The sequence below is a fragment of the Burkholderia sp. LMG 13014 genome, assembly GCF_905232215.1.
Taxonomy (GTDB): domain Bacteria; phylum Pseudomonadota; class Gammaproteobacteria; order Burkholderiales; family Burkholderiaceae; genus Burkholderia.
The window spans coordinates 1-11,561 of record NZ_CAJNKE010000159.1 but is presented as its reverse complement, the minus strand read 5'-3'; the positions used below and the strand labels follow the sequence as shown (position 1 = coordinate 11,561).

Sequence of the window (11,561 nt, the reverse complement as noted above, 5' to 3'; positions counted from 1 at the left end):
GGGAACGTGGCGTGCCCGATCTCGACGCCCTGCGTGTTGAGCATCCGCGGCCGATGGAAGCCGGCCAGTTGTGCGCGCTGCGCGGCCGTGCCGATCTGCAGCCGCTCGAGGAGTTCGCTGACGACCATGTAGAGCACGTCGAGATTGCCATCCTCGATCTTCACCGAGATGCCGAGCGCACCATCGGCGCCCAACTCCCGCGTGCGCGCCGACGCCCGCACGCCGATCCCGTAGCACGCGTCGGCGCCGAGCTTGCCGACCACCTGCCCGTCGAACGCGTTCATCAGCACCGTGCAATAGCGCCCGTCGCCGGCAACCAGCTCCGGATAGGCCGTCATCGCACGATGAATGCGCGCCAGCGCACGCACGCGATCGGTGATTTCGCCACCGCCCGCCTCCACCGTATCCGCCCCGTCGGCCAGCGATGCGTAGAGACGCGCGAGCCGATCCAGCGAAAACGCCGGCGTCGGCAGGTTGCACCCGTCGATGCCCCAGTCGACCTCGTCGTCGCGCAGCCCGCACGCATCGGCCACCACGTGCTTCACGCGCACCTGCATCGGATGCTCGGGCAGATGGTAATCGGCGATCGCGGCGCCGATCGCCTGCGCTCCGGCCAGCATCCCGACGTGCTTGCCCGAACAGTTGCTGCACACGCCGGTCGGCGTGTAGTCGCGCTTGATCCACGACCGGTACACAGCGTCGGACAACGGCGGATGGCCGCCGCAACGCAAATCCGATTCGTGCGCGGCGACCTTGGCGAGCATCGCGCGCGTGCGCTCGATATGCCGGTCCTCGCTGCTGTGCGACGCGCACATCAGCGCGATGTCCGCATCGTCGAAGCCGAAGCGTTCAGGCGCGCCCGTCTCGATCACCGACAACGCCTGGGCCGGCTTCGCCGCCGACCGCGCGAGCGTCATCCGGAACGGATCGCCGAACCGGGCCAGCAGCCTGCCGCGTGCATCGACCACCGCCACATGGGCAATGTGCGTGTTCTCGATCGCATGGCCGCGGTATGTGACGACTGCTGCGCGTTGGGTGTCCATCGTGTGTTGTCTCCTTGCTCGGGGCCTGCTTGCCGGGGCCCGTCCAACCGGTACGGCAGTGTATCGAGTCGCCGCCGCCGCGCACCGGCCGGGCGATGGAAAGCCGTGTTGCACGCGACGCAAAGGCGATCGCGCCCCCACGAGAACCTGACCGGATTAGTACAAAAACCATTCAATCGTTTACATATTTGGTACCAATCCGTACAATTGCGACCGCTAACGCGAATCATACGCATTTACATTGACGTTTCCGATGTCCTGCGCCTGCCCGGCCGGCGTCGAGAAAACGCACCCGTTCACCGAATCTTCCGCTGCTTCCCGATATGCCCGCCCAGTTCAAGACGAGGCCTCGTGCCCTCGTATCGGCACTGACCTGCTCCGTGTTCCTGACGCCGCTGCTTGCTTCCGCCGAAACCGCCCCTGCTCCTGCCTCCGCTGCCGCCGACCAGCCGGCCCCGTCCGCCGACGTGCAGGCGACGCTGCCGACGATCAACGTCAAGTCGACCGCGCCGTCGGACATGCAGGTGAAGCGTTCGCCGTCGTACAAGTTCACCGCGCCGCTGCTCGATACGCCGCGCTCGGTCACGGTGATCCCCGAGCAACTGATCAAGGAAAAGAACGTCACGTCGTTCGCGGATGCGCTGCGCTCCGTGCCGGGCATCACGTTCCTCGGCGGCGATGCGGCGGCGAACCCGTCGGCCGACCGTCCGGTGATCCGCGGCTTCGAATCGCGCAACTCGATCTTCGTCGACGGGATGCGCGACTCGGGGCTGCAGAACCGCGAGACCTTCGCGGTCGAGCAGATCAGCGTGATCAAGGGCCCCGATTCGGTCTATGCGGGCCGCGGCTCGGTAGGCGGCAGCATCGACATCGTCACGAAGACGCCGAAGAACGACGACTTCATCAACAGCAGCATCGGCTTCGGCACCGACGGCTACAAGCGCGCGACGGTCGACGCAAACCGCAAGATCAACGACACGACGGCCGTGCGCCTGAACGTGATGGGGCACGACGCGAACCAGGCCGGCCGCAACGACGTGTACAACAAGCGCTGGGGCGTCGCGCCGTCGATCGTGTTCGGGCTGAACACGCCGACCACGGTCACGGTCAGCTACTACCACATGAACTCGTACGACATGCCGGACTTCAGCGTGCCGTTCCGTTCGACGGGCGGCACGCCGGTGCCGACCGATCGCGGGCAGTTCTTCGGGCTGAACACGCGCGACTACCGCTACGGGCAGACCGACACCGCCCAGGTGCGCGTCGAGCACAAGATCAACGAAGACTGGAAGCTGAAGAACACGACGATGTTCGGCCGCTCGACGCTCGATTACGTCGCGACGAACCCGCAGATCCTCGCGTCGAACCCGAACATGCTGGGCCTGCAGGCGAAGAGCGGCAAGTACGCGCTCAACGGCTTCTCGAACCAGACCGAAGTGACCGGCAGCGCGAGCCTGTTCGGCATGAAGCACACGATGACGGCCGGCGTCGAGTTCAGCCATGAACAGGCGCGCTACGAAGGCTATCTCGTGTCGGATTCGGCCGGCAACAACATCCGCTCGGGCGGCCCCTGCTCGGTGGCCGGCAACTGCACGCCGCTCACGGGCGGCTGGAACCCGAACATGCCGTGGACCGGCAGCATCGTGCTGAACGGCGACAAGGGCTTCCCCGGCCCGACGACGAACACGCGCACCGACACGGTATCCGCGTACATCTTCGATACCGTGAAGCTGTCCGAGCGCTGGCAGTTCAACACGGGGCTGCGCTTCGACCGCTACGACACGACCGGCAAGCAGGCCGGCGTCGCCGACCTGTCGAACACGTCGAACCTGTTCAGCTACCAGTTCGGCCTCGTGTTCAAGCCGGTGACCAACGTGAGCCTGTATGCGTCGTACGGCACGTCGTCGAACCCGCCGGGCTCGAACGGCGGCCTCGGCGGCGGCACCGACCAGATCACCGCGACGAACCAGGACCTCGCACCCGAGCGCTCGCGCAACATCGAGATCGGCGCGAAGTGGGACGTGCTGCAGGATCAGCTGTCGCTGACGTCGGCGCTGTTCCAGACCGAGAAGACCAACGCGCGCGTCAGCGACGGCCTCGGTCACACGGTCAACGCGGGCAAGCAGCGCGTGCGCGGTTTCGAATTCGGCTTCGCGGGCAACGTGACGCCGAAGTGGCACGTGTTCGGCGGCTACTCGTACCTGAACGCGATCACGACCGACGCGGGCCCCGGCAGCCCGGGCGCATCGGGCCTGCCGATGGTGATGGTGCCGAAGCACAACTTCACGCTGTGGACGAGCTACGACGTGATGCCGAAGCTCACGCTCGGCGCCGGTGCGACGGTGATGAGCCAGACCTATGCGTCGGTATCCGCGACGACCAAGAAATGGACGCCCGGCTACGCGCGCTTCGACGCCGCCGCAACGTGGCGCGTGAACAAGACGATGGACGTGCAGCTCAACGTGCAGAACCTGTTCGACAAGAAGTATTACGCGAGCGCGTATCCGATCTACGCGACGTGGGCGCCGGGCCGTTCGGCGATGGTCACGCTCAACTTCTATCAGTAACGCGATTGACGGCGGGAGGGCGTGGTACGCCCCTCCCCGCCTCGCTCACCACGGCAGCGAATACGTCTTCACGTTCGTGAAGCTCTTCATCGCTTCCTGCACGCCTTCCTTGTACCCCAGCCCCGAATCCTTCACGCCGCCGAACGGCGTCACTTCGAGCCGGTAGCCCGGCACTTCGCGCACGTTCACGCTGCCGACTTCCAGCTCGGTGATGAAGCGCGTGATGCTGTCGAAGCGGTTCGTGCAGACCGATGACGACAGCGCATAGTCGGTGCTGTTCGACATCCGGATCGCTTCGTCGATATCGCGAAAGCGCATGATCGGCGACACGGGGCCGAAGGTTTCGTATTTCACGAGCGGCATGTCGGGCGTCACGCGATCGATCACCGTCGGCGAATACAGCGCGCCGTTGCGAACGTTGCCAACCAGCAGCCGCGCACCGCGCGCGATCGCGTCATTCACCTGCTGCTCGCAGAACTTCGCGGCCGCCTCGTCGATCACCGTACCCATGTCCACCGACGGATCGGCCGGATTGCCGTACGACCATGCGCGCGTTTTCTCGACTACCAGCTCCGTGAAGCGATCGGCTACCGACTCGTGCACGAGCATCCGCTTGATCGCGGTGCAACGCTGCCCCGAGTTCTTGTACGAGCCCGACACCGCGAGCGTGCTCGCTTCGTCGAGGTCGGCGTCTTCCATCACGATGATCGGATCGTTGCCGCCGAGCTCGAGTACCGCGCGCCGGTAGCCCATCCGCGACGCGATCGACTTGCCGATCGATACGCCGCCCGTGAACGTGATGAGGTCGATCGCCGGGTTCGTGATCAGCTCGTCGGCGATCTCCTTCGGGTCGCCGGTGAGCACTTGCAGCATCTGTGGCGGCAGGCCGGCTTCGTACAGGATGTCCGCGAACAGGTAGCACGACAACGGCACCTTCTCCGACGGCTTCACGACCATCCGGTTGTTGGTCGCCACCGACGGCACGATCTTGTGCGCGACCTGGTTCATCGGGTGGTTGAACGGCGTGATTGCGGAGATCACGCCGAGCAGCGGGTCGCGCTGCGTGTACACGCGGCGCTTCTTGCCGTGCGGTGTCAGGTCGCACGAGAAGATCTGCCCGTCGTCCTTCAACACTTCGCCGGCGCCGAACGTCAGCACGTCGGCCACGCGGCCCGCTTCGTAGGTCGAATCCTTGAGACACAGGCCGGACTCGGCCGTGATCAGCGCGGCAATCTCGGCGGTGCGCGCACGCACGATGTCGGCCGCACGGCGCAGGATCGCCGCGCGGTCGTAGCGCGTGAGCGTCGGCCGGTACGCACGCGCGGCCGCAAACGCGCGCCGCACGTCGTCCAGCGTCGCCTTCGGCACGGTGCCGACCAGCGAGCCGTCGTACGGGTTGCGCACGTCGATGACTGCGTCGCGCCACACGCGCTGCCCGTCGATACGCAACGCTTCGTGCCGCACGTCGGATGCGGGAATCGGCTTCAGGACCGTGCTCATGTCGTCTCCGTCTGGGTGCAGCGTGGTCGTGGCCACGCTTTCGGTTACCGCCGCGCGGCCTGGCGCACCACGACCACTCCTTCGTATTCGAGGCAGCGGCACAGCGTCGACCACGCCGGCGTATCGGGCCACTCACGCGCGCCGGCGTCGATCCGAATCGGCCGCCCGAATTCGCGCGACGCGCACGCGAGCAGCGTGTGCGCGATGCCGCTGCGCCGGTACGCAGGTTCGACGTATAGCCGCGTGAGCGACGGCGATCGCCCCTCACCGTCACCATCGTCGTCGATGTCGAGTGCTCCGATCGCGTCGTCGTCGCGATACGCGACTGCCGTCGCACCTGCATCGTCGAACACGATGCGGATCACGCGCTCGCAGCGATCCCTGAACACGACGACATGCATGGCATCCCTCTCCGTTGCATCACGCTGCAGGCGAACGCGATGCGCGCACGCCCTCCTGCGCCCACGTACCGGGGAGTTATCCGGATCGTCCGGGCGCGACGAGTTGAGTATCGTCTTGCCACGTCGGCGCGCAGTAGTGCCAGACGACACCATTCATTGAGTCCACATCCGCGGCGCAACGCGCGTATTCTCGCGACACCGCGCCCCTCGCGGGCCACGTGCACACCACGCGCACCGCCTCGCGTTTCCCGTACCGATCACAGGAGGAAGCATGTCGAGTCGTACCCCGACCGCCTTATGGGCCCAGCAGTTCCGGCGGTCGTCGGCGTCGAGCCTGCAGGACCAGATCCGGCGGATGCTCGTGGCCGCGATCCTCGACGGCCAGCTCGCCCCCGATGCCGCGCTGCCGTCGAGCCGCGAGCTCGCCGACCAGCTCGGCGTCGCGCGCAACACGGTCGTGCTCGCGTACCAGATGCTCGTCGAGGAGGGCTACCTGATCTCGCGCGAACGCAGCGGGCACTTCGTGAACCCGAAGATGCTCGAAGGCGTGCCCGGCTTCGCGCAGGTCCGGGCCGGCGCCCTGCCAGCCGGTGGCGACGACGTGCCCGGGCGCCCCGCCTGGGAGAAACGCATCACGCATCCGCCGTCGAGGCAGCGCAACATCGTGAAGCCCGCAAACTGGCAGCACTACGAATTTCCGTTCATCTACGGGCAGTTCGACCAGTCGCTGTTTCCGACCAACGACTGGCGCGAATGCTGCCTGAAGGCGCTGTCGGTGATGGAGATCCGCAACTGGGCGCCCGACCTGATCGAACGCGACGACGAATCGCTGATCCAGCAGATCCGCACGCGCGTGCTGCCGCGGCGCGGCGTGTTCGCAATGCCCGACGAGATCGTCGTCACGAACGGCTGCCAGCAGGCGCTGTACCTGATCGCGGACCTGCTGTGCGGCAAGCACACGACGGTCGGTTTCGAGAACCCCGGCTATCCGGACGCGCGCAACATCTTCGAGAACCGCAACGCGCGGCTGCTGCCGCTGCCGGTCGACGGCCACGGCATCGCACCCGACACGCTCGGCGATACGCTCGCGCGCTGCGACTACGTGTACGTGACGCCGAGTCACCAGTGCCCGACCACCGCGACGATGCCGATCGAACGCCGCCGCGCGCTGCTCGATCACGCGCAGCAGCACGACTTCGTGATCATCGAGGACGACTACGAGAGCGAAAACACGTTCTCCGGCACGCCGCATCCGGCGTTGAAGAGCCTCGACACGGCTGACCGCGTGATCTACGTCGGCAGCCTGTCGAAGACGTTCGCGCCGGGGCTGCGGCTCGGCTACGTGGTCGGGCCGCGCGAGCTGATCCGCGAGTTGCGGGCGCTACGGCGGCTGATGGTGCGCCATCCGGTTGCGTATATCCAGCGGGCGTTCGCGACCTTTCTCGCGCTCGGTCATCACGACGCGTTGCTGCGCCGGCTCGCGCATGCGTACAGCGAGCGCTCGCAGGCGCTGATGGCCGCGCTCGATGCGCATCTGCCGGAAGCGCGCCACGTGCGCGTGACGGGCGGCGCGTCGTGCTGGGTCGAGGGGCCGCCGTGGCTCGATGCGGCACGGCTCGCGGTGGACGCGCAGGCGGCCGGCATTCTGATCGAGCCGGGCGGCGTGTTCTTCATGAATGACGACAGCAACGCGCGTCGATGCTTCCGGATGGGATTTTCCGCGATTCCGCTGGAGCGGATCGAGCCGGGGGTGCGGGCACTCGCGCAGTGTGTGCGGGCGCAGAGGCCCGATCAATGAGAGAGGCCCGCGATGTCACGGGCCTGGTCAGGGTGGCATGTAACGTCAATGCCCGGCAGGTGTAGGGCTCGAGGTTGAGCAACAATGGTCCGGGCATCCCGGCCCCACATTGACCTCAACACGCCGCCCGCTTTGATCAATCTCGGGAACCGGCTGGTAGATTCGACCGATAAATGCGCTCCGCCTGCCTTTGATCATGAACGGATCAAGCGCATTCATGACGTTTTCTGCTCGTCGGTACGCCAGCTGCTGCGCGTTCTTTTCGTCGATTCCGAGAGCCCTGCAAGCCAGACAACATCGAGAATCGGAAAGCGATTGTGTAAATCGCTCGACCATGCTGACAACCGTGCCAGTTCGGTCCCGGGAATCTCGCTTGAATCACTTTCAAAGCGAACGTCGACGTATTGACCGGGAAGGTTTTGTGGCCCTTCGCACGCAAGCGCTGTCTGCGCAACGATCAACGCGAGCACGACAGCAGCCAGGAAGTTAGTCGCCGTCGACGACGTACCCCGCGATGCTTTCGGCATTGTTGATCGCCAAATCCGGGTGTGCTCGCCCCCATGCGGGAAGGACCCGTGTGATGTTGCACGGCTTGCCGGTTGCCGTCCTGGTATCGAGGAAACGGCTTGCTTCGTGAATGATCACGGACACCTGCGAATCGGCGTGCGCGGACCACGGGCGCATCGTGCAAAACCGCGCCCCGATGAAGGGCATGTGCATTGCGGTGTCCGGTGCGCAGACATGGGCCGCTTCCTGATCGGTTCCAGGCGGATCGCTGTTGCATGCCATCGACGCGCCGGCAGCGCTGCCGGCGCGAACGACGCTGTGCTCGTTGAACGAACGGACGACATCCTGCACTTTCATCAAGCCGGCCAGAAGCCGTGTGCGCGTCTGCTCGTCGTCGCGACCGAACCACTTGAGCACACGGCCTTTCTCGGACTGCGGCCAGCCTTTCAGGGAAGCAATACGCGCGGCCAGCAGCCCGATGGCCAACACCTGCGCCTTCGCGAACATGACGCGGAACGCCAGGGGAGTCATGTTTTCGCAGATCGGTCGCATGTCAACGTCCACCAGACCCGGTGATCCTTCGGTGGTGTTCGTCGTTGTTCCCCCAACGGGGGTTCGACTCCCCGTCGCGTCGTTCCCCGCCCGAACGCTGCAGCGGTTGCACGCGTTCCGTGCCCACATGTCCGGCGCATTCCGCTGCGGCGCTCACGCCTCCCGCAGCACGTTGCCGGATCGATCCTCGCGCTGAGGTTGCCTGTTGCTCAAGGATCGCCGTGTCCGCTCGTCGCATCATGGTGGGTATCTCGGATGAAGTCGGGGTATGGGTTGTGTCGACGCAGCCTCGTGGATCGACCGTCGATCCACGGGCGCATCCTCGGTTGCAATGGTCGAGCGCTTGTGCGATCGCGCCGGGTGGAACGCGAGCAATGGCCGCCCGGCCAAACAGCACACTAACCAAGGAAAGCGCTTGCGAATCAGAACATCCCCCGCGCCCCACCCCGCAAGGGCGAGCGTTTGATTTCGAATTTCTCCGACTGTGAAACACCAACTTGCGATTTGTCAGGCGCCCCGCGTCATTCCAATCGAGCCGATTGATACACATCCCAAAACTGATTCGCCTGACAAGCAATCGTCCTGCGCCATGGATGCGCATCGGCAATCGGAAAACCGTTATAGACCGTGACGGAGCACATCCTCTGCCGCCCACCCGCTACGCGTCCGGCGCTGGCCCAAGCGAAACCTCCCGACTGGCGCTACCGCCAAAAACGAGCGCTCACTAACGTGTCGATACCGCGTGCCGCATGCGCGCCAGAGCGCCTTGCGGCCGCCCACCATTCGACAGGAGACACGTTATGTCCGACACGCTCACCGCCCCCGTCACGGCCGCCACGCTCGCGGCATTTTCCGACGCATTCAACCGGCACGACGCCAATGCGTTGATGGGCTTCATGACCGAGGACTGCGTCTTCGACGCGGCCGGCGGCCCCGACATCCACGGCACGCGCTTCGTCGGCCGCGATGCGGTACGCGCCGCGTTCGAAGCCGTGTTCAAGACCTTCCCCGACGCGCACTGGGGTCACGGCCGCCACACCGTCGCGGGCGAGCGCGGCGTCTCCGAGTGGGTGTTCACGGGCACGCACGCCGAAGGCTGGCGCATCGAGGCCGAAGGCTGCGACCTGTTCGAATTCCGCGACGGGCTGATCGCCGTCAAGCGCGCGTTCCGCAAGGAACGGCCGAAACAGCCGGCGTGAGCGCACGCCACCCGGGCCACCGCCCTCGCGCGCATTTTGAAACGAATCATTTCATTTCATTCCACATTCCATAACAGCGGGCGGAATGACTTGACCGGCTTTCCCCAGCAAATAGCATCTGGAACAAGACGTTCCGTTAATTGAAAAATCGGAGACAACCCATGAGCGAACAATCCACTTCCCTGCGTGCATCGGCGAACGGTCCGCAGGACATGACGCCGTCCGAAGCCTTCGTCGAGACCCTCGCGGCCAACGGCGTGACCGACATGTTCGGCATCATGGGCTCCGCGTTCATGGATGCGATGGACATCTTCGCGCCGGCCGGCATCCGCCTGATCCCGGTCGTGCACGAACAGGGCGCGGGCCACATGGCCGACGGCTATGCGCGCGTGTCGGGCCGCCACGGCGTCGTGATCGGCCAGAACGGCCCCGGCATCAGCAACTGCGTGACCGCGATCGCGGCCGCGTACTGGGCACATAGCCCGGTGGTGATCGTGACGCCGGAAGCCGGCACCATGGGTATCGGTCTCGGCGGCTTCCAGGAAGCGAACCAGTTGCCGATGTTCCAGGAATTCACGAAGTACCAGGGTCACGTCACGCACCCGGCGCGGATGGCCGAATTCACCGCGCGCTGCTTCGACCGCGCGCAGGCCGAGATGGGCCCGACGCAGCTGAACATCCCGCGCGACTACTTCTACGGCAAGGTCAAGGTCGAGATTCCGCAACCGCGCCGGCTCGACCGCGGCGCCGGCGGCGAACAGAGCCTGGACGACGCGGCCGCACTGATCGCGCAGGCGAAGTTCCCGGTGATCATCTCGGGCGGCGGCGTCGTGATGGCCGACGCGATCGAGGAATGCAAGGCGCTCGCCGAACGGCTCGGCGCACCGGTCGTCAACAGCTACCTGCACAACGACTCGTTCCCGGCGAACCATCCGCTGTGGTGCGGCCCGCTCGGCTACCAGGGCTCGAAGGCCGCGATGAAGCTGCTGTCGCGCGCCGACGTCGTGATCGCGCTCGGCTCGCGCCTCGGGCCGTTCGGCACGCTGCCGCAGCACGGGATGGACTACTGGCCGAAGGACGCGAAGATCATCCAGATCGACGCCGACCACAAGATGCTCGGCCTCGTGAAGAAGATCTCGGTCGGCATCTGCGGCGACGCGAAGGCCGCGGCGATCGCGCTCACGCAACGCCTCGACGGCCGCACGCTCGCGTGCGACGGCTCGCGCGGCGATCGTGCCGACCAGATCGCGACCGAGAAGGCCGCGTGGGAAAAGGAACTCGACGACTGGACGCACGAGCGCGACGCGTACAGCCTCGACATGATCGAGGAACAGAAGCACGAGAAGCCGTTCAGCGGCGGCCAGTACCTGCATCCGCGCCAGGTGCTGCGCGAGCTCGAGAAGGCGATGCCCGAGGACGTGATGGTGTCGACCGACATCGGCAACATCAACTCGGTCGCGAACAGCTACCTGCGCTTCAACAAGCCGCGCAGCTTCTTCGCGGCGATGAGCTGGGGCAACTGCGGCTATGCGTTCCCGACCATCATCGGCGCGAAGGTCGCCGCGCCGCATCGCCCGGCCGTGTCGTATGCCGGCGATGGCGCGTGGGGCATGAGCCTGATGGAAACGATGACCTGCGTGCGCCACAACATCCCGGTGACGGCCGTCGTGTTCCACAACCGTCAGTGGGGCGCGGAGAAGAAGAACCAGGTCGACTTCTACAACCGCCGCTTCGTCGCGGGTGAACTCGACAACCAGAGCTTCGCGGCGATCGCGCGTGCGATGGGTGCCGAAGGGATCACGGTCGACCGCCTCGAAGATGTGGGCCCGGCGCTCAAGCGCGCGATCGACATGCAGATGAACGAAGGCAAGACGACGATCATCGAGATCATGTGCACGCGTGAACTCGGCGATCCGTTCCGTCGCGATGCGCTGTCGAAGCCGGTTCGCATGCTCGACAAGTACAAGGACTACGTGTAACGCCGCGTCGCTGAC

The 11,561-nt window shown here is 65.7% G+C and carries 9 protein-coding genes; 4 read left to right on the top strand and 5 right to left on the bottom strand.

Annotated elements, in window-relative coordinates; translation table 11 throughout:
- Nucleotides 1–1,043 (bottom strand): asparaginase (locus tag JYJ84_RS17385; protein ID WP_205189320.1); only part of this gene is annotated, 1,043 nt, incomplete at its 3' end.
- Nucleotides 1,044–1,366: 323 nt separating this feature from the next.
- Here JYJ84_RS17385 and JYJ84_RS17380 point away from each other — a divergent pair.
- Nucleotides 1,367–3,610, top strand: coding sequence for a TonB-dependent siderophore receptor (locus tag JYJ84_RS17380; RefSeq protein ID WP_175221566.1), 2,244 nt, complete (start codon nt 1,367–1,369; stop codon nt 3,608–3,610).
- Nucleotides 3,611–3,655: 45 nt separating this feature from the next.
- On the opposite strand, the gene phnY is transcribed toward JYJ84_RS17380, so the two are convergent.
- Together phnY and JYJ84_RS17370 are read right to left on the bottom strand one after the other, a co-directional pair.
- The gene (gene phnY, locus JYJ84_RS17375) at nt 3,656–5,110 is read right to left on the bottom strand and encodes a phosphonoacetaldehyde dehydrogenase (protein ID WP_175221565.1); all 1,455 of its coding nucleotides are present in this window, start codon (nt 5,108–5,110) and stop codon (nt 3,656–3,658) included.
- Nucleotides 5,111–5,154: 44 nt separating this feature from the next.
- Nucleotides 5,155–5,511 (bottom strand): GNAT family N-acetyltransferase, encoded by a 357-nt coding sequence (locus JYJ84_RS17370; RefSeq protein WP_175221564.1) that lies wholly within the window; start codon nt 5,509–5,511, stop codon nt 5,155–5,157.
- Between the two features lie 271 nt (nt 5,512–5,782).
- Between JYJ84_RS17370 and JYJ84_RS17365 the strand changes: the two genes are divergently transcribed.
- On the top strand, nt 5,783–7,309 hold the full coding sequence (locus JYJ84_RS17365) for a PLP-dependent aminotransferase family protein (protein ID WP_175221563.1): 1,527 nt from the start codon (nt 5,783–5,785) through the stop codon (nt 7,307–7,309).
- 215 nt (nt 7,310–7,524) lie between these two features.
- On the opposite strand, the gene JYJ84_RS37845 is transcribed toward JYJ84_RS17365, so the two are convergent.
- Nucleotides 7,525–7,779, bottom strand: a complete 255-nt coding sequence (locus JYJ84_RS37845; protein ID WP_240201867.1) for a hypothetical protein — start codon at nt 7,777–7,779, stop codon at nt 7,525–7,527.
- A gap of 16 nt (nt 7,780–7,795) precedes the next feature.
- On the bottom strand, nt 7,796–8,368 hold the full coding sequence (locus tag JYJ84_RS17355) for a hypothetical protein (protein ID WP_236027249.1): 573 nt from the start codon (nt 8,366–8,368) through the stop codon (nt 7,796–7,798).
- Nucleotides 8,369–9,168: 800 nt separating this feature from the next.
- Between JYJ84_RS17355 and JYJ84_RS17350 the strand changes: the two genes are divergently transcribed.
- Nucleotides 9,169–9,567: a nuclear transport factor 2 family protein gene (locus JYJ84_RS17350; RefSeq protein WP_122949342.1), complete on the top strand. Its 399-nt coding sequence runs from the start codon at nt 9,169–9,171 to the stop codon at nt 9,565–9,567.
- A gap of 161 nt (nt 9,568–9,728) precedes the next feature.
- Nucleotides 9,729–11,546: a sulfoacetaldehyde acetyltransferase gene (xsc, locus tag JYJ84_RS17345; protein WP_043179349.1), complete on the top strand. Its 1,818-nt coding sequence runs from the start codon at nt 9,729–9,731 to the stop codon at nt 11,544–11,546.
- The last annotated feature ends 15 nt before the right edge of the window (nt 11,547–11,561 follow it).

What these genes read in the sequence shown, in the direction of transcription:
- JYJ84_RS17380 (WP_175221566.1), top strand. Translation starts at nt 1,367, where the DNA reads ATGCCCGCCCAGTTCAAGACGAGGCCTCGTGCCCTCGTATCGGCACTG.
- JYJ84_RS17370 (WP_175221564.1), bottom strand. Translation starts at nt 5,511, where the DNA reads ATGCATGTCGTCGTGTTCAGGGATCGCTGCGAGCGCGTGATCCGCATC.
- JYJ84_RS17355 (WP_236027249.1), bottom strand. Translation starts at nt 8,368, where the DNA reads ATGCGACCGATCTGCGAAAACATGACTCCCCTGGCGTTCCGCGTCATG.
- phnY (WP_175221565.1), bottom strand. Translation starts at nt 5,110, where the DNA reads ATGAGCACGGTCCTGAAGCCGATTCCCGCATCCGACGTGCGGCACGAA.
- xsc (WP_043179349.1), top strand. Translation starts at nt 9,729, where the DNA reads ATGAGCGAACAATCCACTTCCCTGCGTGCATCGGCGAACGGTCCGCAG.
- JYJ84_RS17350 (WP_122949342.1), top strand. Translation starts at nt 9,169, where the DNA reads ATGTCCGACACGCTCACCGCCCCCGTCACGGCCGCCACGCTCGCGGCA.
- JYJ84_RS17365 (WP_175221563.1), top strand. Translation starts at nt 5,783, where the DNA reads ATGTCGAGTCGTACCCCGACCGCCTTATGGGCCCAGCAGTTCCGGCGG.